The organism is Burkholderia sp. F1 (assembly GCF_050813845.1).
Classification (GTDB): Bacteria; Pseudomonadota; Gammaproteobacteria; order Burkholderiales; family Burkholderiaceae; genus Burkholderia; species Burkholderia ubonensis.
This window is the reverse complement of the sequence record NZ_CP172421.1, coordinates 348,869-370,615: the sequence shown is the minus strand read 5'-3', so window position 1 is coordinate 370,615 and position 21,747 is coordinate 348,869. Positions and strand designations below refer to the sequence as shown.

Annotated in this window: 18 protein-coding genes, 6 tRNA genes and 3 rRNA genes; 9 read left to right on the top strand and 18 right to left on the bottom strand. The window is 61.2% G+C overall.

Annotated features, from left to right (window positions below):
* Positions 1 to 88: 88 nt before the first annotated feature.
* The 11 genes from rplL to ACFIMZ_RS01710 form a co-directional block, all read right to left on the bottom strand.
* Positions 89 to 463: a 50S ribosomal protein L7/L12 gene (rplL, locus tag ACFIMZ_RS01760; RefSeq protein ID WP_006477198.1), complete on the bottom strand. Its 375-nt coding sequence runs from the start codon at positions 461 to 463 to the stop codon at positions 89 to 91.
* Positions 464 to 526: 63 nt separating this feature from the next.
* Entirely contained in the window at positions 527 to 1,024 is a 498-nt protein-coding gene (gene rplJ / locus ACFIMZ_RS01755; RefSeq protein WP_084899887.1) for a 50S ribosomal protein L10, read from the bottom strand.
* 307 nt (positions 1,025 to 1,331) lie between these two features.
* On the bottom strand, positions 1,332 to 2,030 hold the full coding sequence (gene rplA / locus ACFIMZ_RS01750; protein WP_017333534.1) for a 50S ribosomal protein L1: 699 nt from the start codon (positions 2,028 to 2,030) through the stop codon (positions 1,332 to 1,334).
* Positions 2,031 to 2,462, bottom strand: a complete 432-nt coding sequence (rplK, locus tag ACFIMZ_RS01745) for a 50S ribosomal protein L11 (protein ID WP_006400671.1) — start codon at positions 2,460 to 2,462, stop codon at positions 2,031 to 2,033.
* Positions 2,463 to 2,603: 141 nt separating this feature from the next.
* Positions 2,604 to 3,161, bottom strand: coding sequence for a transcription termination/antitermination protein NusG (gene nusG / locus ACFIMZ_RS01740; RefSeq protein WP_006765424.1), 558 nt, complete (start codon positions 3,159 to 3,161; stop codon positions 2,604 to 2,606).
* 1 nt (position 3,162) lies between these two features.
* A complete protein-coding gene (gene secE, locus ACFIMZ_RS01735) occupies positions 3,163 to 3,543 on the bottom strand; it encodes a preprotein translocase subunit SecE (RefSeq protein ID WP_431821144.1) in 381 nt (126 codons plus the stop codon).
* Between the two features lie 43 nt (positions 3,544 to 3,586).
* Positions 3,587 to 3,662 (bottom strand) — tRNA-Trp (locus ACFIMZ_RS01730).
* A gap of 59 nt (positions 3,663 to 3,721) precedes the next feature.
* Positions 3,722 to 4,912, bottom strand: coding sequence for an elongation factor Tu (gene tuf, locus ACFIMZ_RS01725; RefSeq protein WP_011882996.1), 1,191 nt, complete (start codon positions 4,910 to 4,912; stop codon positions 3,722 to 3,724).
* 63 nt (positions 4,913 to 4,975) lie between these two features.
* Positions 4,976 to 5,050 (bottom strand) — tRNA-Thr (locus ACFIMZ_RS01720).
* 25 nt (positions 5,051 to 5,075) lie between these two features.
* A tRNA-Gly gene (locus ACFIMZ_RS01715) sits at positions 5,076 to 5,149 on the bottom strand.
* Between the two features lie 43 nt (positions 5,150 to 5,192).
* Positions 5,193 to 5,278 (bottom strand) — tRNA-Tyr (locus ACFIMZ_RS01710).
* Positions 5,279 to 5,933: 655 nt separating this feature from the next.
* Between ACFIMZ_RS01710 and ACFIMZ_RS01705 the strand changes: the two genes are divergently transcribed.
* A complete protein-coding gene (locus ACFIMZ_RS01705) occupies positions 5,934 to 7,079 on the top strand; it encodes a hypothetical protein (RefSeq protein WP_431821143.1) in 1,146 nt (381 codons plus the stop codon).
* Between the two features lie 479 nt (positions 7,080 to 7,558).
* Here the strand turns inward: ACFIMZ_RS01705 and rrf are convergent.
* The 6 genes from rrf to ACFIMZ_RS01675 all read right to left on the bottom strand — a co-directional run bounded on the left by rrf (position 7,559) and on the right by ACFIMZ_RS01675 (position 14,562).
* Positions 7,559 to 7,671: ribosomal RNA gene (gene rrf, locus ACFIMZ_RS01700) — 5S ribosomal RNA — on the bottom strand.
* Between the two features lie 116 nt (positions 7,672 to 7,787).
* A 23S ribosomal RNA gene (locus tag ACFIMZ_RS01695) occupies positions 7,788 to 10,669 on the bottom strand.
* A gap of 276 nt (positions 10,670 to 10,945) precedes the next feature.
* A tRNA-Ala gene (locus ACFIMZ_RS01690) sits at positions 10,946 to 11,021 on the bottom strand.
* Positions 11,022 to 11,060: 39 nt separating this feature from the next.
* Positions 11,061 to 11,137: transfer RNA gene (locus ACFIMZ_RS01685), tRNA-Ile, on the bottom strand.
* A gap of 63 nt (positions 11,138 to 11,200) precedes the next feature.
* A 16S ribosomal RNA gene (locus tag ACFIMZ_RS01680) occupies positions 11,201 to 12,733 on the bottom strand.
* Together the 16S, 23S and 5S rRNA genes with 2 tRNA genes alongside form the textbook arrangement of a ribosomal RNA operon.
* A 569-nt stretch (positions 12,734 to 13,302) precedes the next feature.
* The gene (locus ACFIMZ_RS01675; RefSeq protein WP_431821142.1) at positions 13,303 to 14,562 is read right to left on the bottom strand and encodes an SGNH/GDSL hydrolase family protein; all 1,260 of its coding nucleotides are present in this window, start codon (positions 14,560 to 14,562) and stop codon (positions 13,303 to 13,305) included.
* A 204-nt stretch (positions 14,563 to 14,766) separates the two neighbouring features.
* On the opposite strand from ACFIMZ_RS01675, the gene paaA reads away from it, so the two are divergent.
* The 8 genes from paaA to ACFIMZ_RS01635 all read left to right on the top strand — a co-directional run bounded on the left by paaA (position 14,767) and on the right by ACFIMZ_RS01635 (position 21,035).
* A complete protein-coding gene (gene paaA, locus ACFIMZ_RS01670) occupies positions 14,767 to 15,765 on the top strand; it encodes a 1,2-phenylacetyl-CoA epoxidase subunit PaaA (protein WP_431821141.1) in 999 nt (332 codons plus the stop codon).
* A gap of 36 nt (positions 15,766 to 15,801) precedes the next feature.
* Positions 15,802 to 16,086 (top strand): 1,2-phenylacetyl-CoA epoxidase subunit PaaB, encoded by a 285-nt coding sequence (paaB, locus tag ACFIMZ_RS01665; protein WP_089439024.1) that lies wholly within the window; start codon positions 15,802 to 15,804, stop codon positions 16,084 to 16,086.
* A gap of 10 nt (positions 16,087 to 16,096) precedes the next feature.
* A complete protein-coding gene (gene paaC, locus ACFIMZ_RS01660) occupies positions 16,097 to 16,900 on the top strand; it encodes a 1,2-phenylacetyl-CoA epoxidase subunit PaaC (protein WP_431821140.1) in 804 nt (267 codons plus the stop codon).
* 25 nt (positions 16,901 to 16,925) lie between these two features.
* Positions 16,926 to 17,483, top strand: coding sequence for a 1,2-phenylacetyl-CoA epoxidase subunit PaaD (gene paaD, locus ACFIMZ_RS01655; protein ID WP_431821139.1), 558 nt, complete (start codon positions 16,926 to 16,928; stop codon positions 17,481 to 17,483).
* A 1-nt stretch (position 17,484) separates the two neighbouring features.
* Positions 17,485 to 18,573 (top strand): 1,2-phenylacetyl-CoA epoxidase subunit PaaE, encoded by a 1,089-nt coding sequence (gene paaE, locus ACFIMZ_RS01650; RefSeq protein WP_431821138.1) that lies wholly within the window; start codon positions 17,485 to 17,487, stop codon positions 18,571 to 18,573.
* Between the two features lie 149 nt (positions 18,574 to 18,722).
* The gene (locus ACFIMZ_RS01645; protein WP_431821137.1) at positions 18,723 to 19,532 is read left to right on the top strand and encodes a DUF1835 domain-containing protein; all 810 of its coding nucleotides are present in this window, start codon (positions 18,723 to 18,725) and stop codon (positions 19,530 to 19,532) included.
* 15 nt (positions 19,533 to 19,547) lie between these two features.
* A complete protein-coding gene (locus tag ACFIMZ_RS01640) occupies positions 19,548 to 20,153 on the top strand; it encodes a TetR/AcrR family transcriptional regulator (protein WP_431821136.1) in 606 nt (201 codons plus the stop codon).
* A 234-nt stretch (positions 20,154 to 20,387) separates the two neighbouring features.
* Positions 20,388 to 21,035 (top strand): GNAT family N-acetyltransferase, encoded by a 648-nt coding sequence (locus tag ACFIMZ_RS01635; RefSeq protein WP_431821135.1) that lies wholly within the window; start codon positions 20,388 to 20,390, stop codon positions 21,033 to 21,035.
* A 66-nt stretch (positions 21,036 to 21,101) separates the two neighbouring features.
* On the opposite strand, the gene ACFIMZ_RS01630 is transcribed toward ACFIMZ_RS01635, so the two are convergent.
* Positions 21,102 to 21,626 carry an Lrp/AsnC family transcriptional regulator gene (locus tag ACFIMZ_RS01630; protein ID WP_060234787.1) on the bottom strand — a complete coding sequence of 175 codons (525 nt, stop codon included), beginning with the start codon at positions 21,624 to 21,626 and terminating at the stop codon, positions 21,102 to 21,104.
* Positions 21,627 to 21,747 lie beyond the last annotated feature (121 nt).

The window sequence follows — 21,747 nt, the reverse complement described above, 5'->3', positions numbered from 1 at the left end:
CCAGAAAGAGTGCCAGAATAACGTCCCCACAAAGCACAAAAAGGCCGGCGGTGGAAATACCGCCAGCCTTCGCACAGCGCGTCGGAACTTACTTGACTTCGACCTTCGCGCCTGCTTCTTCCAGCTTCTTCTTGGCTTCCTCAGCAGCAGCCTTGTCGACGCCTTCCTTGACGGGCTTCGGTGCACCGTCAACCAGGTCCTTCGCTTCCTTCAGGCCCAGGCCCGTCAGTTCGCGAACTGCCTTGATGACCGAAACCTTGTTGGCGCCGGCTTCAGCCAGAACGACCGTGAATTCGGTCTTCTCTTCAGCAGCAGCAGCAGCGCCGCCGCCTGCCGGGCCAGCGACTGCAACAGCAGCTGCCGACACGCCGAACTTCTCTTCGAACGCCTTGACCAGTTCGTTCAGTTCCAGAACGGTCATCCCTTCGACTGCTGCCAGGATGTCTTCTTTTGCGATTGCCATTTGAAATACTCCTAAATTGAATACGGATACAGCCAGCGATCAGTGACGCTGATGTGCGTTCGATTACGCAGCTTCGGCTTGCTTCTTCTCAGCCAGCGCGGCGAGAGCGCGCGCAAAGCCGGAAACAGGCGATTGCATAACGAACAGCAGCTTCGAGAGCAGTTCCTCGCGGCTCGGGATGCTTGCCAGCGCTTGCACGCCAGCTTGGTCCATCACCTTGCCATCGAACGAACCAGCCTTGATGACCAACTTGTCATTGCTCTTGCTGAAGTCGTTGACGACTTTCGCAGCAGCAATTGCATCTTCCGAGATGCCGTAGATCAGGGGGCCAGTCATCTGCTCTGCCAGCGGAGCAAACGGCGTACCTTCGACGGCGCGGCGCGCCAGCGTGTTCTTCAACACGCGCAGGTAAACCTGTTGCTCACGCGCTTTCGCGCGCAGCTTGGTCAGATCGCCAACCGCAATTCCACGATACTCAGCCAGCACAACGGTCTGGGCCTTCGCGACTTGCGCGGCAACCTCAGCGACGACGGCTTGCTTGTCTTCTCTATTAAGCGGCACGGTTAGCCTCCAGAAACGATACGTTCAGCCTGCCGGTATGGCGAAACCACACGTACCTCGTTCAACAACGGCGTCCGACTCGTTAGGAGTATTTCCACCTCACGCCGCGAATCGCTTCGCGGCCTGCGGCTTCACCACTGCAAAACTTTTTCGGGTTCGCCATCTGCGTTGGCTTGAATTAAGGGATCGCCTGACTGCTGCTCTCCCACCAACGGTCTTTGATAACCGGTTGCCCGCCTACTGCACGGACAACCGCCCAAAGCCCTTTAGGGCCGCTACGCGATGCGAAGCGGCCCGAATTTCTTGCTTACTGCGCGGCCAGCGTAGCCTGGTCGACACGCACGCCGACGCCCATCGTGCTCGACAGTGCGATCTTGCGCAGGTACACGCCCTTGCTCGTTGCCGGCTTCGCCTTCTGCAGCGCTTCGATCAGCGCCGACAGGTTGGAACGCAGCGCGGTCGACTCGAACGATGCACGGCCGATCGTTGCGTGGATGATACCGGCCTTGTCGACGCGGAACTGGACCTGGCCAGCCTTCGCGTTCTTGACGGCGGTCGCGACGTCCGGCGTCACGGTGCCGACCTTCGGGTTCGGCATCAGGCCGCGCGGGCCGAGGATCTGGCCCAGCGTACCGACGATACGCATCGTGTCCGGCGAAGCGATCACGATGTCGAAGTCCATCTGGCCAGCCTTGATCTGCTCAGCCAGGTCTTCCATACCGACGATTTCCGCGCCTGCTGCACGTGCCTGCTCGGCCTTCTCGCCTTGCGCGAACACGGCAACGCGAACCGACTTGCCCGTACCTGCCGGCAGAACGACCGAACCACGAACGACCTGGTCCGACTTCTTCGCATCGATGCCGAGCTGAACTGCGACGTCGATCGACTCGTTGAACTTCGCGCTCGCGCATTCCTTCACGAGTGCGAGTGCGTCTTCGATCGCGTACAGCTTCTGACGGTCGACCTTGGCGGCAAATGCCTGACGGCGCTTGGAGATCTTAGCCATTTACACACCCTCCACGGTGATGCCCATCGAGCGTGCGCTACCAGCGATGGTGCGAACGGCTGCGTCCAGATCAGCTGCCGTGAGGTCCGGCATCTTGGTCTTCGCGATTTCTTCGGCTTGAGCGCGCGTGATCGAACCGACCTTGTCGGTGTGCGGCTTGCTCGAGCCCTTGTCCACCTTCGCCGCCTTCTTGATCAGGACGGTCGCCGGCGGCGTCTTCATCACGAACGTGAAGCTCTTGTCAGCGTATGCCGTGATGACCACCGGCACCGGCAGACCCGGCTCCATGCCTTGAGTCTGCGCGTTGAACGCCTTGCAGAACTCCATGATGTTCAGGCCGCGCTGGCCCAGTGCCGGACCGACCGGCGGCGACGGGTTGGCTTTACCTGCAGGGATCTGCAGCTTGATAAAGCCGACAATCTTCTTTGCCATTTGAAAACCTCGTTGGAACGCCAAGCGGCGCTCGGTGAGTGATAACGCGCGTTCGCCGCTCGGCTACTGACGCTCCTCAACAGCCATGACGCGGGCCGTAAGCGCGAAGGTGGGCAGCCGAGGCTGCCCACCGAATCGGGATCAAACTTTTTCGACCTGGCCGAACTCGAGCTCGACCGGAGTAGCGCGACCGAAGATGGTGACCGACACACGCACACGCGATTTTTCGTAGTTCACTTCTTCGACGGTGCCATTGAAATCCGTGAACGGGCCTTCCTTGACCCGAACCATCTCGCCGACCTCGAACAGGGTCTTCGGGCGCGGCTTCTCCACGCCCTCCTGCATCTGCGACATGATCTTCTCGACTTCCTTGGGGGAAATCGGCGTCGGGCGGTTACGCGCACCACCGACGAAACCGGTGACCTTCGCGGTATTCTTCACGAGGTGCCACGTTTCGTCCGTCATTTCCATTTCCACCAGCACGTAGCCGGGGAAGAAACGACGCTCGGTCACAGCCTTGTGGCCACCCTTGACTTCGACCACTTCTTCGGTCGGAACCAGGATCTGACCGAATTTGTCCTGCATGCCAGCACGTTCAATGCGCTCCTGAAGCGCACGTTGCACGCTCTTCTCCATGCCGGAGTAGGCGTGCACAACGTACCAACGCTTTCCGCTCGGGGATGCCGGAGTATCGCTCATATCATTTCCAACCCAGAATCGCCGAGAAAATCACCCACTCGATGGACTTGTCGCTCAACCAGAGGAAAATCGCCATCACGAGCACGAAACCGAACACGACGAGCGTGGTTTGCGTTGCTTCCTTGCGGGTGGGCCAAACGACCTTCCGGACTTCCTTGTACGAATCCTTGGCAAATGCGATCAGGCTCTTGCCAGGCGCCGACATCAGACCGACGGCCACGCCGGCGATCAACCCCACCGTCAATGCGGCACCGCGGACATACCACTCCTGGCCGCCCAGCCAGAAGAAGCCCACGAATCCGGCCAAGACCAACAATACGCCCAGGGCCAGCATCAGCTTATCGCCGGAGGTATTTACAGTTTCGACGGATGGATTCGCCATAACACCTTAAAACAAATGCCACGTAGAACACGTGGCGATTTTTTGGCAGGGGCAGAGGGAATCGAACCCCCAACCTTCGGTTTTGGAGACCGACGCTCTGCCAGTTGAGCTATACCCCTAGACCATGTTGGGACTGGCCGATGCCAGCCCCAAAACTGTCGATCAACGAATAACTGGCTTACTCGATGATCTTGGCGACAACGCCTGCGCCGACGGTACGGCCGCCTTCGCGGATTGCGAAGCGCAGACCTTCTTCCATCGCGATCGGCGCAATCAGCTTCACCGTGATCGACACGTTGTCGCCCGGCATCACCATTTCCTTGTCCTTCGGCAGCTCGATCGAGCCCGTCACGTCCGTCGTACGGAAGTAGAACTGCGGACGGTAGTTGTTGAAGAACGGCGTGTGACGGCCGCCTTCGTCCTTGCTCAGCACGTACACTTCAGCCGTGAAGTGCGTGTGCGGCGTGATCGAACCCGGCTTCGCCAGAACCTGGCCGCGCTCCACGTCTTCACGCTTCGTGCCGCGCAGCAGGATACCGACGTTGTCGCCTGCCTGACCTTGGTCCAGCAGCTTGCGGAACATTTCCACGCCCGTGCAGGTCGTCTTCACCGTCGGCTTGATACCGACGATTTCGATTTCTTCGCCGACCTTCACGATGCCGCGCTCGACACGACCCGTCACCACCGTACCACGGCCCGAGATCGAGAACACGTCTTCCACCGGCATCAGGAACGCACCGTCAACCGCGCGCTCCGGCGTCGGGATGTACGTGTCCAGCGCGTCTGCCAGGTTCATGATCGCCACTTCGCCCAGCTCGCCCGTGTCGCCTTCCAGCGCCAGCTTTGCCGAACCCTTCACGATCGGCGTGTCGTCGCCCGGGAAGTCGTACTTCGACAGCAGTTCGCGAACTTCCATCTCGACCAGCTCGAGCAGTTCAGCGTCGTCCACCATGTCGCACTTGTTCAGGAACACGATGATGTACGGAACGCCAACCTGACGCGCCAGCAGGATGTGCTCACGCGTTTGCGGCATCGGGCCGTCTGCTGCCGAGCACACCAGGATTGCGCCGTCCATCTGCGCCGCGCCCGTGATCATGTTCTTCACGTAGTCAGCGTGGCCCGGGCAGTCGACGTGTGCGTAGTGGCGGTTAGCCGTTTCGTACTCGACGTGCGCGGTGTTGATCGTGATACCACGTGCCTTTTCTTCCGGCGCCGCGTCGATCTGGTCGTATGCCTTCGCTTCGCCGCCGAACTTCTTCGTCAGCACGGTCGTGATCGCCGCCGTCAGCGTCGTCTTGCCGTGGTCAACGTGACCAATCGTACCAACGTTCACGTGCGGCTTGGTCCGCTCGAATTTTTCCTTGGCCATTTTCAACTCCCGAAAGGAATTTCACATGTTGCGCCGCGCGCAAACAGACACTGACTATACTGCTGGTGCCCATGGGCAGGATCGAACTGCCGACCTCTCCCTTACCAAGGGAGTGCTCTACCACTGAGCCACATGGGCGATTTCATGCTTCAACTGCACAGACTGGAGCGGGTGAAGGGAATCGAACCCTCGTCGTAAGCTTGGAAGGCTTCTGCTCTACCATTGAGCTACACCCGCGCGGGCCACTAACGATTCCCTACCGCTCTCTGCGTTGATGTCTTGGTGGAGGAGGTTGGATTCGAACCAACGTAGGCGTAAGCCAACAGATTTACAGTCTGCCCCCTTTAGCCACTCGGGCACCCCTCCGTAGAGAACTGACGATTATGGGGGTGCATCGAACCTTTGTCAAGCACACCGCGAAGATTATTTTCATTCTCTTCACCAGCACCCGACCGATATGCCCCAAGCCTCTCATCGGCGCCGCGTCGAGCGATAACGCCCTCGCAAACGACGAAAGTCACACCTGGCGCACCGATGCACGCATCTTCGTCAGACTCCGACCGTTCCGTCGCGAACCTGAGTTCACGCTGAAAAATCGGAAGACCGCCATCATACGACCTTCGCGCGATAAAGCCAAGCGGGTAAACGCAAAAAAACCGCAAATTTCGTGCCGAACGTGATCAGACCTTCTTTTGCGCACGCGAGACGCCCCTTGTGATCGAAGCGGCCCGCTCGCATCCACATTTCGGATGCGCCCCAGATCCGGCACCTTTTTCAGTCCAACACCGCCAACCGCTGCGCATAGTGGCAACCGCAGTCAACCGTGTCGCACGAACGCATGGCCGCGCATGCCAAGGCACGCTCATTTCTTCGTTCCCGATGCTCGAGCGTTGCGACTCAGCGGCGGCTGGCGCCCTTCGTTGCGCCACGTTAGTCTGTGTAGGGTCCGGATCCAAATGCGCAGCCTGCGACACCAACGGAACGCCGGGCGCTCGACTCGAACCCGACACCAGGAGCTTCCATGCGCCTCTTATGCGCGCTGCTGATCGCCGCCTCACTCGTCACGCACATCGCGCACGCCGCGCCGGATGAAAGCCTCTACCGCGGCACGATCGGCAAGTCGCCGATCGTTCTACGTTTCTACCAGCACGACAAGCAGGCGATCGGCCGTTACTTCTATCGCTCGCAAGGCGTCGACATTGGTCTGGTCCCGACCGTCAACGCGGGGGAATTCATTGAGTGCCCCCTTTCCGGCGGCGGCGACGAACCAAGCGCCTGTGCCGAGCCGACCGGCGTCTGGTCCCTCTCGTTCGCATCCGGATCGGCATCCGGGACGTGGCGTAAAAGCGCGCGGACGGTCACCACCCTGCCGATCCGGCTGGCGCGCACGAGCGCCACCTGCGACGCGAACTTTCACGGATCGTCGGCAACCGAACGCGGTTACGATTGCTTGCGGGTGGAAGGGCCGACGGAGAATTCCGCACACAAGAAGACGTCGGCTGATCGCGCCGTCACCTGGCGATTCATCACCGAAAAGCGAAGTGGCGCAACCGCTCCTCAGTTGACGAGCGGGCCATCCGCGGAAGCAATGCGAACCATCAACGCAGAGCTCGATCGCGTGTTTCGGGAGACGGTCGGCCTGGCACTCATGGCGCGACCGAAAGGCGACTCGAGCTGCACACCGACGGTGGCATTCGCCAATACCCGATTGTTCACGGTCGACGCGACATGCTATTGGGATTGGCCAGGCGCAGCTCACCCGTCAAGCGGCTGGAATACCACGACCTACGATCTCGCGACCGGCAATCCCCTCGACTGGACTCGAACGGTTCGCTTTCCGGCCGCCGGAATCGAAACCTTCGACTTCACGAAAGGAAACGACGTCGTGTCGCTCGCGCTAAGACGCGCTGCGGACGAGCGCGATGACAAGGCATGCGTTGACGAAGCGTTCCGAAGCTTTGAATGTGACGGCTCGCAATGTCGCAACCAGGGCGCGAAGAAGATGGCGAATTGGAAGTGGTCACTCCTGCTTTCGCCCAGGAAGGAAGGACTCTTTGCCGCGTTCAATGCGTATTCGGAGGCCGAGAGAAACTGCCGGGGCGAAGGCGTGCTCCTGCCGTGGCGCGACGTTCGCGCGCTTTTGCTCGCACCGCGCACGCTGCCATGAGTATCAGCCTCGCGGTCGGCCGGTCAACGAAACTGGCTCATGTCCGTCTGTTCGCTCGGCTCAACTCGGCTTCTGGCTGCATTGGCACCGAACAGCCGTTCAAGCTACCCTGCATAACGCCCTGAGCGTCCCACGTTCGCGCTGCGACACTTGCATTGCCGACGCCCGGGACGTGACCAGAAAGGCTGCACGGCGCCGACGCTTCTGCCGCAGACATGCGGCGGACGTCGCGTAGTTTCCAGCTGGTGTTCGGTGCGGCCGGGGATGGCTGAATAGCCGAGAGATGGTGCCGTGCAGCGGCACACGAGCAGCAAGGCCAGTGCATTGATCGACCGGCCGTAGCGCCGATCCGCGTCGGCAACCCGGAGCGCCCGGACAGAACGATGGCTTACGTTTTGGCACGCCAGCGCGCGCCGTGCAGATCCGGCGCAGAAATGCAAAAACCCCCGCCTTTTGGGCGGGGGTTTCTGGCTTAGGGAGCCTGACGATTACCTACTTTCACACGGGAATCCGCACTATCATCGGCGTAGAGTCGTTTCACGGTCCTGTTCGGGATGGGAAGGGGTGGGACCGACTCGCTATGGTCATCAGGCAAAGAGGGTTGTCGCGTCGCTTCGCAGCGCGACCAATCTTGGAAGAAGCAGTAATTTAGGTTGTGCGTATCGCACACATCGCGGTCATTCAACCGCTGTAAAACAGACTTGTTATAGGATCAAGCCTTACGGGCAATTAGTATCAGTTAGCTGAACGCATTACTGCGCTTACACACCTGACCTATCAACGTCCTGGTCTCGAACGACCCTTCAAGGGGATCTAGTCCCCAGGGATATCTCATCTTAAGGCGAGTTTCCCGCTTAGATGCTTTCAGCGGTTATCTCTTCCGAACATAGCTACCCGGCGATGCCACTGGCGTGACAACCGGTACACCAGAGGTTCGTCCACTCCGGTCCTCTCGTACTAGGAGCAGCCCCCTTCAAATATCCAACGCCCACGGCAGATAGGGACCAAACTGTCTCACGACGTTTTAAACCCAGCTCACGTACCTCTTTAAATGGCGAACAGCCATACCCTTGGGACCGGCTACAGCCCCAGGATGAGATGAGCCGACATCGAGGTGCCAAACACCGCCGTCGATATGAACTCTTGGGCGGTATCAGCCTGTTATCCCCAGAGTACCTTTTATCCGTTGAGCGATGGCCCTTCCATACAGAACCACCGGATCACTATGACCTGCTTTCGCACCTGCTCGACTTGTCGGTCTCGCAGTTAAGCACGCTTATGCCATTGCACTATCAGCACGATTTCCGACCGTACCTAGCGTACCTTCGTACTCCTCCGTTACGCTTTGGGAGGAGACCGCCCCAGTCAAACTGCCTACCATGCACTGTCCCCGACCCGGATCACGGGCCAAGGTTAGAACCTCAAACAAACCAGGGTGGTATTTCAAGGACGGCTCCACCGAAACTAGCGTTCCGGTTTCATAGCCTCCCACCTATCCTACACAGATCGGTTCAAAGTCCAATGCAAAGCTACAGTAAAGGTTCATGGGGTCTTTCCGTCTAGCCGCGGGTAGATTGCATCATCACAAACACTTCAACTTCGCTGAGTCTCGGGAGGAGACAGTGTGGCCATCGTTACGCCATTCGTGCAGGTCGGAACTTACCCGACAAGGAATTTCGCTACCTTAGGACCGTTATAGTTACGGCCGCCGTTTACCGGGACTTCAATCAAGAGCTTGCACCCCATCATTTAATCTTCCGGCACCGGGCAGGCGTCACACCCTATACGTCCACTTTCGTGTTTGCAGAGTGCTGTGTTTTTATTAAACAGTCGCAGCCACCAGTTTATTGCAACCCCTTCACCCTTCCAGCGCAGGCTGGTCAAGCTACAAGGGCGTACCTTATCCCGAAGTTACGGTACCAATTTGCCGAGTTCCTTCTCCCGAGTTCTCTCAAGCGCCTTAGAATACTCATCTCGCCCACCTGTGTCGGTTTGCGGTACGGTCATCGTTAGACTGAAGCTTAGAGGCTTTTCTTGGAACCACTTCCAATTGCTTCGCTTCCTAAGAAGCTCGCGCCACACCCTTGAATTCCGCGCCCGGATTTGCCTAAGCGCCTTCTCCAATGCAGCGACCGGGACTTCCAACACCCGGACAACCTTCCGCGATCCGTCCCCCCATCGCATCTAACAATGGTGCAGGAATATTGACCTGCTTCCCATCAGCTACGCATTTCTGCCTCGCCTTAGGGGCCGACTCACCCTACGCCGATGAACGTTGCGTAGGAAACCTTGGGCTTACGGCGAGGGGGCCTTTCACCCCCTTTATCGCTACTCATGTCAGCATTCGCACTTCCGATACCTCCAGCACGCTTTTCAACGCACCTTCGCAGGCTTACGGAACGCTCTCCTACCATGCGTGCCAAGCACGCATCCGCAGCTTCGGTATATAGCTTAGCCCCGTTACATCTTCCGCGCAGGACGACTCGATCAGTGAGCTATTACGCTTTCTTTAAAGGGTGGCTGCTTCTAAGCCAACCTCCTGACTGTTTTAGCCTTCCCACTTCGTTTCCCACTTAGCTATATTTGGGGACCTTAGCTGGCGGTCTGGGTTGTTTCCCTCTTGACACCGGACGTTAGCACCCGATGTCTGTCTCCCGTGATTGCACTCTTCGGTATTCGGAGTTTGCTATGGCGGGGTAATCTGCAATAGACCCCCCAACCATGACAGTGCTCTACCCCCGAAGGTGAGACACGAGGCACTACCTAAATAGTTTTCGGAGAGAACCAGCTATTTCCAAGTTTGTTTAGCCTTTCACCCCTATCCACAGCTCATCCCCTAACTTTTCAACGTTAGTGGGTTCGGACCTCCAGTACGTGTTACCGCACCTTCATCCTGGCCATGGATAGATCACTTGGTTTCGGGTCTACGCCCAGCAACTGAACGCCCTATTCGGACTCGCTTTCGCTACGCCTGCCCTATACGGTTAAGCTTGCTACTGAACGTAAGTCGCTGACCCATTATACAAAAGGTACGCCGTCACCCCTTGCGAGGCTCCGACTGTTTGTATGCATGCGGTTTCAGGATCTATTTCACTCCCCTCCCGGGGTTCTTTTCGCCTTTCCCTCACGGTACTGGTTCACTATCGGTCGATCACGAGTATTTAGCCTTGGAGGATGGTCCCCCCATCTTCAGACAGGATTTCACGTGTCCCGCCCTACTTGTCGTACACTTAGTTCTTTCATACTGTTTTCGCCTACAGGGCTATCACCTGCTATGGCCGCACTTTCCAGAGCGTTCGGCTAACAATACAAATAAAGAGTACAAGGCTCATCCCATTTCGCTCGCCACTACTTTGGGAATCTCGGTTGATTTCTTTTCCTGCGGTTACTTAGATGTTTCAGTTCACCGCGTTCGCTTCACATAGCCTATGTATTCAGCTATGGATACTCCAAAAGGAGTGGGTTTCCCCATTCGGACATCTACGGATCAAAGCTTGTTTGCCAGCTCCCCGTAGCTTTTCGCAGGCTACCGCGTCCTTCATCGCCTGTGATCGCCAAGGCATCCACCACATGCACTTGTTCGCTTGACCCTATAACGAGTCTGTCTCGTTACAGGTTGAGTTCTCGCGTTGTGCCGTATTCCAATTGAGCCGAACATGAAGTTCGAATCATCTTGAGATACATCGATACAATCACAACCCGGATAGTTTTCACGTCCATCTCAAAGACGCTTCCGCTATCCAAATTACTTACTTCTTCCAGATTGTTAAAGAACGACAGCCGATATGGTGTTACTCATATCACTCTGACTGGCTCAATCGCCAATGACAAGGATTCGACCACGTCGAACGCTTGTCATTGAAGATTGGTGGAGGCAGACGGGATCGAACCGACGACCCCCTGCTTGCAAAGCAGGTGCTCTCCCAGCTGAGCTATGCCCCCATGTACAGAGACTTCCTCAGGTGTGTTCCGCCAGACAATTGGTGGGTCTGGTTGGATTCGAACCAACGACCCCCGCCTTATCAAGACGGTGCTCTAACCGACTGAGCTACAGACCCCTGAGTCTGTCTTGATTTACAGCCGATAAGCGTGAGCGCTCAACTTGTGCGAGATAGCTCTAGAAAGGAGGTGATCCAGCCGCACCTTCCGATACGGCTACCTTGTTACGACTTCACCCCAGTCATGAATCCTACCGTGGTGACCGTCCTCCTTGCGGTTAGACTAGCCACTTCTGGTAAAACCCACTCCCATGGTGTGACGGGCGGTGTGTACAAGACCCGGGAACGTATTCACCGCGGCATGCTGATCCGCGATTACTAGCGATTCCAGCTTCATGCACTCGAGTTGCAGAGTGCAATCCGGACTACGATCGGTTTTCTGGGATTAGCTCCCCCTCGCGGGTTGGCGACCCTCTGTTCCGACCATTGTATGACGTGTGAAGCCCTACCCATAAGGGCCATGAGGACTTGACGTCATCCCCACCTTCCTCCGGTTTGTCACCGGCAGTCTCCTTAGAGTGCTCTTGCGTAGCAACTAAGGACAAGGGTTGCGCTCGTTGCGGGACTTAACCCAACATCTCACGACACGAGCTGACGACAGCCATGCAGCACCTGTGCGCCGGTTCTCTTTCGAGCACTCCCGAATCTCTTCAGGATTCCGACCATGTCAAGGGTAGGTAAGGTTTTTCGCGTTGCATCGAATTAATCCACATCATCCACCGCTTGTGCGGGTCCCCGTCAATTCCTTTGAGTTTTAATCTTGCGACCGTACTCCCCAGGCGGTCAACTTCACGCGTTAGCTACGTTACTAAGGAAATGAATCCCCAACAACTAGTTGACATCGTTTAGGGCGTGGACTACCAGGGTATCTAATCCTGTTTGCTCCCCACGCTTTCGTGCATGAGCGTCAGTATTGGCCCAGGGGGCTGCCTTCGCCATCGGTATTCCTCCACATCTCTACGCATTTCACTGCTACACGTGGAATTCTACCCCCCTCTGCCATACTCTAGCCTGCCAGTCACCAATGCAGTTCCCAGGTTGAGCCCGGGGATTTCACATCGGTCTTAGCAAACCGCCTGCGCACGCTTTACGCCCAGTAATTCCGATTAACGCTCGCACCCTACGTATTACCGCGGCTGCTGGCACGTAGTTAGCCGGTGCTTATTCTTCCGGTACCGTCATCCCCCCGCCATATTAGGGCAGAGGATTTCTTTCCGGACAAAAGTGCTTTACAACCCGAAGGCCTTCTTCACACACGCGGCATTGCTGGATCAGGGTTTCCCCCATTGTCCAAAATTCCCCACTGCTGCCTCCCGTAGGAGTCTGGGCCGTGTCTCAGTCCCAGTGTGGCTGGTCGTCCTCTCAGACCAGCTACTGATCGTCGCCTTGGTAGGCCTTTACCCCACCAACTAGCTAATCAGCCATCGGCCAACCCTATAGCGCGAGGTCCGAAGATCCCCCGCTTTCATCCGTAGATCGTATGCGGTATTAATCCGGCTTTCGCCGGGCTATCCCCCACTACAGGACATGTTCCGATGTATTACTCACCCGTTCGCCACTCGCCACCAGGTGCAAGCACCCGTGCTGCCGTTCGACTTGCATGTGTAAGGCATGCCGCCAGCGTTCAATCTGAGCCAGGATCAAACTCTTCAGTTCAAACCTGTTACTGTTTTCGGTTCCGTAGAACCGGTCGCTCACTCAAAGCTGACAGGAATATGAATTGCTTCATAAACCTGACTTACTTTAGTGTGAGACTCTTGATACTTTTGCTAATCCGATCCGAAGATCGGCTCGCGGTCATCAAGCGCCCACACTTATCGGCTGTTAATTTTTAAAGAGCATTTCTGCGAGAAGCACTTCGCCTTTCTCAGCAGCGCTGCGTTGTCAGCAGCAGAGAAACGAGATTATGAACACTGTTTCGCAGTTCGTCAACAACTTTTTTTACTACATCGTTGCGACTGCGGGGTTCATCTTCCTTCGCTGACCGGGTGTCCCAACAGGACCGCCAACCAGCTCCGTTTCCCCCTTCCGCGCCGCGTTGCCGTGAGCGCGAAAGAGGCGTGATTCTAGGCACCTCCCGCGTTCTGCGCAAGGGGTTTCGCGAAATAAATTAAAAAGCCCCCGTGCGCTGCCGCGCACGGGGGCTTTGGTGATGACGAATCGGGAGGCGGCGTGTGACGTTCAACCATGCCCCACATATATATAGAGCAAGAGAAGTGCGCCTCTCACTTCCCGGCAACCGCCGCCTGCAGCCGCTCGACCGGCACCGCGTCCGCCATCGCCGCATAGCCCGCATCGCTCGGATGAATGCCATCGCCGCTATCGTAGCGGCGCTGCAGCACGCTCGGATGCGCGGGATCGCGCAGGGCCTCGTCGAAATCGACGACACCGTCGAACACCCCGCCGCTCCGGATCCAGCGATTCACCTCCAGCCGGATCGCTTCGCGCCCGGCCGGCAGCGCCGCCGGCGTGAGGGTCGCGCCGAAGATTTTCACGCCCTGGCGATGCGCGGCATCGATCAGCCGGCGATAGCCGTCGATCAGCGACGCCGCGCTCACCTGCGTATGCGGATGATCGCAATCGAGACCGACGCGAGGCGGCATCGCCGCAAAGTTGATGTCGTTGATGCCGATCAGCAGGATCGCCGCCTTCACCCCCGAGCGCGATAGCGCGTCACGCTCGAAGCGGGATTGCAGCGACGTGCCGTAGCAGGCCGAATCGCTGAGCAGCCGGTTGCCGCTGATGCCCAGATTCACCACGCCGATCGCATCCGGCGCCGCCAGCCGGCGCGCCAGCGCGTCCGGCCAGCGGCGGTTCCGGTTCAGGCTCGAGCGCAGCCCGTCGGTGATCGAGTCGCCGATCGCCGCGACGCTCGCGCGCGCGGGCCCGGCCTCGACCGCGAGTTCCGTTACCCACGCATATTGGGTAAACCGCGTTCGGAACGCGCCGGCGCCAGCGTCCTTCGTGTGGTCACCGGGCTCCGATACGTAATTGACCTGGTTCGATACGCGGTGCCAGACCGTCATCCGCTGATGCGCTCCCATATACAGGCTGACCGCGTAAGGACGCCCGGTCGCCACGTCGATCGTCACCGGATCGCTTTCGATTTCCTGTCCCGGCGCCAGCGTCACCGACGCCCGCCCGCCGAACCGCACCGCAACCGGGACACCATCCTCCAACGCCGCGCCGTCACCGGCCCGCGCCAGACTCGTCGACTCGACGACCAACGGCGCACTGCCGTACGCATTGCTCAGCCGAATCCGCGCCGCCCGGCCCGCCACCGTCGGGTAGACGATCTGCCGGACCGTCCTGCCTGCAACGTCGGGCGCGCGATAAAGCGGCGGCGGCGAGGCCAGATCCGGAATCGGCTGCAGTGCGGTAGCCCAGGCGGCAACCCACCCCGCCGGCGCAGCGCCGGCCGCTAGCGACGACAGGAAAACGGACGCGCCCAGCGCGACCGCGGCAAGACTGCTGCGAAATGACATCGGCAAGATCCTCATCGGAAAGCGGGCATTGTGCCGCAGATGCGGTTCGGCACTGCGCGCCGCCACTCGTTCCCCATCGGCACGACTACGCCCACCCTCTCCTGTCGTTTACCCGCATCACTCGCGTATCGCCAAAATAATTTATTAACCGACCGGTCGGTTGGCTTATACTTCGCACACATTCAACCGGACGAGAGCCTCGCCATGTACACGCAATCCCTCGACATCCCCGGCAACGTCGCCCCGCTCGACGCGGCCGCCGAGTCGCCCGAGCAGGCGCGGTTCGACGCGGTCATGGCCGCGGACGGCAAGATCGAGCCGCAGGACTGGATGCCCGACGCCTATCGCAAGACGCTGATCCGCCAGATCTCGCAGCACGCGCACTCGGAAGTCGTCGGCATGCTGCCCGAAGGCAACTGGATCTCGCGCGCGCCGAGCCTCAAGCGCAAGGCTATCCTGCTCGCGAAGGTGCAGGACGAAGCCGGCCACGGCCTCTATCTGTACAGCGCGGCCGAAACGCTCGGCGTGTCGCGCGACGCGCTGATCGACGCGCTGCACGCCGGCAAGGCGAAATACTCGAGCATCTTCAATTACCCGACGCCGACCTGGGCGGACGTCGGCGTGATCGGCTGGCTCGTCGACGGCGCCGCGATCATGAACCAGATCCCGCTGTGTCGCTGCACGTACGGCCCGTATGCGCGCGCGATGATCCGCGTGTGCAAGGAGGAGTCGTTCCATCAGCGCCAGGGCTTCGACGCGCTGCTGTCGATGATGAAGGGCTCCGACGCACAGCGCGCGATGGTCCAGCAGGCGGTGAACCGCTGGTGGTGGCCGGTGCTGATGATGTTCGGCCCGAGCGATGCCGACTCCGTCCACAGCAACCAGTCGGCCAAATGGGGCATCAAGCGGATCACGAACGACGACCTGCGGCAGAAATTCGTCGATGCGACCGTCGAGCAGGCGAAGGTGCTCGGCGTGACGCTGCCCGACCCCGACCTGCAATGGAACGAGGCGCGCGGCCATTACGACTACGGCGCGATCGACTGGGACGAATTCTGGCGCGTCGTCAACGGCGACGGCCCGTGCAACCGGGAGCGCCTCGCGACCCGCGTGAAGGCGCACGACGACGGCGCGTGGGTGCGCGAAGCCGCGCTCGCGCACGAAGCGAAGCGCCGCGCCCGCGCCGAGCAGCAAGCCGCCTGAGCGGCAACCATCGAATTCAGGATTCAGGAGAGAGTGATGAACAAGGAATGGCCGATCTGGGAAGTGTTCGTGCGCAGCAAGCAGGGCCTCGACCACAAGCATTGCGGCAGCCTGCACGCCGCCGACGCATCGATGGCGCTGCGCATGGCGCGCGACGTCTACACGCGCCGCCAGGAAGGCGTGAGCATCTGGGTGGTGCCGTCGGCGGCGATCACCGCGTCGGATCCGAACGAGAAGGCCGAGCTGTTCGAGCCGGCGGGCGACAAGATCTATCGCCACCCGACGTTCTACACGCTGCCCGATGAAGTCAACCACATGTAACGCCCGCGCCATGACGATCACGCCCGAACACCTCTGCTACGTGCTGCGCCTCGCGGACAACGCGCTGATCCTCGGTCAGCGCAACGCCGAATGGTGCGGCCACGGCCCGATTCTCGAAGAAGACATCGCGCTGACCAACATGAGCCTCGACCTCATCGGCCAGGCGCGGATGCTGTATACCCACGCGGCCGACCTCGAACGTCAGCTCAACGGCGCGGCGAAGACCGAGGACGACTACGCGTACTTCCGCACCGAACGCGAGTTCGCGAACTTCACGCTCGCCGAGCTGCCGCATTACGGCCCGGTGTCGGGCACCGCGCACGCCGACAAGGACTACGCGGTAACGATCGTGCGCAACTTCCTCTACGCGGCGCTGATGCTGCATGTGTGGAGCGCGCTCGAAACGTCGGCCGACGCGACGCTGGCCGCCATCGCGGCGAAATCGGTGAAGGAGACCCGCTATCACCTGCACCACGCGCGCGAGTGGCTGGCGCGGCTCGGCGATGGCACCGACGAATCGCACCGCCGCGCGCAAGCCGCGCTCGACTACCTGACCCCGTATACGCGCGAGTTCTTCGCGGCGGACCAGGTGGACGACGCGATCGCCGCACAGTGCATCGGCCCGGCGCCGGCCGCGCTCGAGGCCGCGTGGCGCGCCGACGTCGACGACGCGCTCGCCGAGGCGACGCTGACACTGCCGGCGCCCGTCCAGCACGTCACCACCGGCAAGCAGGGCGAGCACTCGGAGCACATCGGCTACCTGCTCGCCGAAATGCAGAGCCTCGCGCGCCAGCATCCGGGCGCGAGCTGGTAACGCGCACGTCAAACGGAGCCTCGCGATGTCCGCCCCATCCGCCCTCGCCGCCGCCCCCGCCCCGCACCATGCCGATCCGCTGCTCGCGCGGGCGTGGGAAGTGCTGGAGGCCGTGCCCGATCCGGAAATCCCCGTCGTATCGATCCGCGAGCTGGGCATCCTGCGCGACGTCCGGCGCACGGACGACGGCCAGCTCGAGGTCGTGATCACCCCGACCTACTCCGGCTGCCCGGCAATGTCGCAGATCGCCGAGGACATCGCGGCCGCGATGCAGCAGGCCGGCCTGCCGCCGCACCGCGTCGCGACCGTGCTCGCACCCGCATGGACGACCGACTGGATCACGCAGGAAGCGCGCGACAAGCTGCGCGCCTACGGGATCGCGCCGCCGGTCGGCCAGTGCGGCAGTGCCGCGCCGCGCGAGAACGTCGTGCGCTTCGTGCCGCGGCCGGTCGCGGCGCCCGTCTGCCCGCGCTGCGGCTCCGCGCGCACCGAGCGGCTCGCGCAATTCGCGTCGACCGCCTGCAAGGCGCTGTATCGCTGCGTCGACTGCCGCGAACCCTTCGACTACTTCAAACCTTACTAATATGGCGACCCCGCAATTCCATCCGCTGCGTATCCGCGACGTGCGGCCCGAGACCGCCGACGCCGTGACCGTCTCCTTCGAGATCCCGCCCGAGCTGCGCGACGCATACCGTTTCACGCAAGGCCAGTTCGTCACGCTGAAAACCCATATCGACGGCGAAGAAACGCGCCGCTCGTATTCGATCTGCGTCGGCACGACCGACTACGACCGCGACGGCGAATTGCGCATCGGCATCAAGCGCGTGCGCGGCGGGCGATTCTCGAACTTCGCGTTCGATACGCTGAGGCCCGGCCACACGATCGACGTGATGACGCCCGACGGCCGCTTCTTCACGCACCTGAACGCGGAGCATGGCAAGCAGTACGTCGCGTTCTCCGGCGGCTCCGGGATCACGCCGGTGCTCGCGATCGTCAAGACGACGCTCGAGCTCGAACCGCGCAGCACGTTCACGCTGATCTACGGGAACCGCAGCGTCGACGCGATCATGTTCGCGGAGGAGCTCGAGGACCTGAAGAACCGCTACATGAACCGCTTCGTGCTGTATCACGTGCTGTCCGACGACCTCCAGGACGTCGAGCTGTTCAACGGCGTGCTCGACCAGGCGAAGTGCGCGGCGTTCCTCGACGCGCTGGTGCCGGCCGACTCGATCGACGAGGCGTTCATCTGCGGCCCCGCGCCGATGATGGACGCCGCGGAGGCCGCGCTGAAGGCGGCCGGCGTGCCGCAAGCGAAGGTCCACGTCGAGCGCTTCGGCACGCCGCTGCCGCAGGCCGGCGTGCCGGCCGTCGAGATCACCGACGCGACGCCCGCCGCCGACCTCGAAATCGTCCTCGACGGCAAGAAACGCAAGCTGCGCCTGCCGTACGAAGGCGTGAGCCTGCTGGACGTCGGCCTGCGCGCCGGCCTCGCGCTGCCATACGCGTGCAAGGGCGGCGTGTGCTGCACGTGCCGCGCGAAGGTGCTCGAGGGCGAAGTGCGGATGGAAAAGAACTACACGCTCGAGGAGCGCGAGGTGAAGGACGGCTTCGTGCTCACCTGCCAGTGCCACCCGGTCAGCGACAAGGTCGTGGTCAGCTACGACGAGCGCTGAGCGAGCGGCGCGGCGCCGGGTCCGCGACCGGGTGTCGCCCGCCGGCCGGTTTCTCGTCGTCACACATCTCGCTTACACTAGGGCCCGCCCGCCCGCCGGACGATGCAAGTCCGGCCGGCCGGCGGTTTTCTTTTGTTGACGACAGGCCGATGAGTACCATTCACGTGATTCAGGGCGGCAGCGCCGCCACGTCGCTCAGCGAGGCGCTCGCCCAGGCGGGACGCGACGAGCGCGTCGTCGGATTGCTCGACGACCTGGCCGTCGGGCCGCTCAAGGGCGTCGACGAGACGCCGGAGACCCGCGCCGCGTTCTGGCAACGCGTGCTCGGCGACCAGATTCCCGACTGGAAGGCGGAAGTCGAGCGCGAATTCGCGCGCCTCGACCTGCTCGCGATGGACACCGGCCAAGTGGTCGTCTGGCACGCGCCGAGCGTCGGCGACAAGCTGCTGCTGCGGCGCGTCGCCTACCATCTGCGCAACGTGCCGCAGCGCCTGAACGAAGTGCGGCTGTCGGAGGCCGATCTCGGCGCGGCGTCGACGCGCGCCGACCGCGCATGCGCGACCGGCATGTTCTCGCCAGCGCAACTGCTCGCGAAGCTGCCCGAAGCCGCCCCGATCTCGGTGCTGCGCATCGGCCGGCTCGCGCTCGAATGGCAGGAAGCCAAGCACCTGGACGCCGAACTCCGCTACTGGGTCAGCAACACGATCAAGAGCGGCCACTACGGCGACCTCGACACGCTGATCCTCGCGCATGCGGAACACGGCTGGCTGCCGACGCGGCGTCTCGCCGGCGGCGTGATGGCCGACGCCGACCGCGGCGGGCTGTTCGTCAGCGATTCGATCGCGCTGTGGCGCTGCCGCGAACTCGCCGCCGCCGGCCGCCTCGAGCTGCAGGACGACACCGCCGACCTCCATTCCACGCAGGTGCGCGCAGCCCGCGCCACCGTGCCGCAACGCTAATCCCCGCATTCGACCATGGCCCGCACCCGAGCCCCCGATCACGAATCCCAGCGCGAGCAGATCCTCGATCTCGCCGCCGAAAAGTTCGCGCAGACGAGCTACCCGAGCACGTCGATGTCCGACCTTGCCACCGCAAGCGGCACGTCGAAGGCGCGGCTCTATCACTATTACGAGAGCAAGGAAGCGATCCTGTTCGACCTGCTCGACCGCTACACGAAGCGGCTGATGCTGATCATCGCCGAGGTCGAAGGCACGAGCCAGCGGCGCGGCCTCACCGAGCGCGAGGCGTTTGCGGAGCTCGTGCGCGCGTTCCTCTCCGAATACGAGACGTCGCACAGCCGCCACGTCGCACTGCTCAACGACGTGAAGTACCTCGAGGACGCACAGCGCGAGATCGTGCTGGACCGCCAGCGCGACATCGTCGCAGCCTTCGCGCGCCAGCTCGCGCGCGCGTATCCGGAGCGGATCTCGAAGGAAAACCAGACGTCGGTCACGATGATGGTGTTCGGGATGATCAACTGGACGTTCACGTGGCTCAAGCCGGGCGGGCGCCTCGGCTACCGCGACTTCGCGGAGCAGGTGATCGACATGATCGAGCGCGGGATGTCTTCGTCGGCCTGATTGCCGCGGAGCAGCAAACGTTGCGTGGCGGAGACACTGCGACACCCCGCCATGCATTTCATATGATGAATTTTTTAATCATTAAAAATCAAACAGTTGCGGACTTAGTTAAGCGTATTTAGAACGCCACCTCCAAAACGAGTACGGGTTTTCCCCAATCCGGGAGCCTGCTGTCGGGTAAAATGCTGCTGCATTGCACAACCCGCAGTACGGTCACACATTGAGGAACCCACGATGAACACGCATATCCACGGCCCGGCCGATGTCGTCGGCACCGCCGGTGCTGCGCCGGTTCTCGTCAGGGAACTGGCTTCCAAAGACCGTGAGCAGATGCTCACCCACTTTCTCTCGCTCGACGAGGACGATCGCCTGCTGCGCTTCGGCCAGGTGGTGCCCGACCACGTGATCGAGAACTATGTCCGCACGATCGATTTCGGCCGCGACACCGTGTTCGGCGTGTTCGATCACGCGCTCGAGCTGATCGGCGTCGGCCACCTGGCCTACCTGCCCGCCGAAGGCGACAAGCGCACCGCCGAATTCGGCGTGTCGGTGCTCGAAAGCGCGCGCGGCCGCGGCGTCGGCTCGAAGCTGTTCGAGCGCGCGGCGATCCGCAGCCGCAACACGCATGTGACGATGCTGTACATGCATTGCCTGTCGCGCAACGCGACGATGATGCACATCGCGAAGAAGTCCGGGATGCGGATTGAGTATGCGTACGGCGAAGCCGATGCGTACCTGTCGCTGCCGCCCGCCGACCACTCGACGATCATCGCCGAGATGCTGCAGGAACAGGCAGCGGTGTTCGACTACGCGCTCAAGCGCCAGGCGCATCGCACGTCGAAGTTCATCGAATCGCTGATGCCCGTCGCGCTGACGGCCTGACATCGGCCGACCGGGCCCGCCGACGCGGCGCACCCGGTCGCACTTCCCGACGTCACGTCGCGCCCCCTACCGGATCGACCGGATCGGCAGCGCCGTCGTCTCCTTGAAGCACTCGAGCGAAAAGCTCGTCTTCACGTCGATCACCGACGGATGGTGGAGCAACTGCTCCTGCACGAAGCGGGAGAAGTGCGCCATGTCCTCGACCTGCACCCGCAGCAGGTAATCCATGTCCCCCGTCATCGCATGGCAGGCGACCACTTCCGGCCAGGTCTGCACCGCCGCGCGGAACAGCTCCGCATGCGTCGCGCCGGCGCGCGCCGGCGTCTCGTCCGCGCGGACCGGCGCGAGCCCGCCCCGCTTCTCGAGCCGCACGCTGACGTACGCGAGCAGGTCGAGCCCGAGCTTCTGCGGATCGAGCAGCGCGACGTAGCCGGTGATCACGCCGATCTCCTCGAGTCGCCGGATCCGCCGCAGGCACGGGCTCGGCGACAGGTTCACGCGCTCGGCGATCTCCTGGTTCGACAGGCGGCCGTTCTCCTGAAGAATCGCGAGAATCCGCCGATCGATGGCATCCAATTCCACTTGCGCCATCTTCTGCCTCCCAAGCATGAATTCAAGACTGGAAATTGCGCCATCGTAGTCAGCCACGATCAAGTTCGCAAGTTTCCGCCTCCCCTCGCCCGCTACACTCTGTCGCACGCACTGATTCATC

Bases quoted from the DNA above. Each gene is read 5' to 3' on its own strand.
- ACFIMZ_RS01635 (WP_431821135.1), top strand. From the start codon at position 20,388: ATGAACACGCATATCCACGGCCCGGCCGATGTCGTCGGCACCGCCGGT.
- paaE (WP_431821138.1), top strand. From the start codon at position 17,485: ATGGCGACCCCGCAATTCCATCCGCTGCGTATCCGCGACGTGCGGCCC.
- paaD (WP_431821139.1), top strand. From the start codon at position 16,926: ATGTCCGCCCCATCCGCCCTCGCCGCCGCCCCCGCCCCGCACCATGCC.
- rplA (WP_017333534.1), bottom strand. From the start codon at position 2,030: ATGGCTAAGATCTCCAAGCGCCGTCAGGCATTTGCCGCCAAGGTCGAC.
- secE (WP_431821144.1), bottom strand. From the start codon at position 3,543: ATGGCGAATCCATCCGTCGAAACTGTAAATACCTCCGGCGATAAGCTG.
- ACFIMZ_RS01645 (WP_431821137.1), top strand. From the start codon at position 18,723: ATGAGTACCATTCACGTGATTCAGGGCGGCAGCGCCGCCACGTCGCTC.
- rplL (WP_006477198.1), bottom strand. From the start codon at position 463: ATGGCAATCGCAAAAGAAGACATCCTGGCAGCAGTCGAAGGGATGACC.
- rplK (WP_006400671.1), bottom strand. From the start codon at position 2,462: ATGGCAAAGAAGATTGTCGGCTTTATCAAGCTGCAGATCCCTGCAGGT.
- ACFIMZ_RS01705 (WP_431821143.1), top strand. From the start codon at position 5,934: ATGCGCCTCTTATGCGCGCTGCTGATCGCCGCCTCACTCGTCACGCAC.
- paaC (WP_431821140.1), top strand. From the start codon at position 16,097: ATGACGATCACGCCCGAACACCTCTGCTACGTGCTGCGCCTCGCGGAC.
- ACFIMZ_RS01675 (WP_431821142.1), bottom strand. From the start codon at position 14,562: ATGTCATTTCGCAGCAGTCTTGCCGCGGTCGCGCTGGGCGCGTCCGTT.
- paaA (WP_431821141.1), top strand. From the start codon at position 14,767: ATGTACACGCAATCCCTCGACATCCCCGGCAACGTCGCCCCGCTCGAC.
- paaB (WP_089439024.1), top strand. From the start codon at position 15,802: ATGAACAAGGAATGGCCGATCTGGGAAGTGTTCGTGCGCAGCAAGCAG.
- tuf (WP_011882996.1), bottom strand. From the start codon at position 4,912: ATGGCCAAGGAAAAATTCGAGCGGACCAAGCCGCACGTGAACGTTGGT.
- ACFIMZ_RS01630 (WP_060234787.1), bottom strand. From the start codon at position 21,626: ATGGCGCAAGTGGAATTGGATGCCATCGATCGGCGGATTCTCGCGATT.
- ACFIMZ_RS01640 (WP_431821136.1), top strand. From the start codon at position 19,548: ATGGCCCGCACCCGAGCCCCCGATCACGAATCCCAGCGCGAGCAGATC.
- nusG (WP_006765424.1), bottom strand. From the start codon at position 3,161: ATGAGCGATACTCCGGCATCCCCGAGCGGAAAGCGTTGGTACGTTGTG.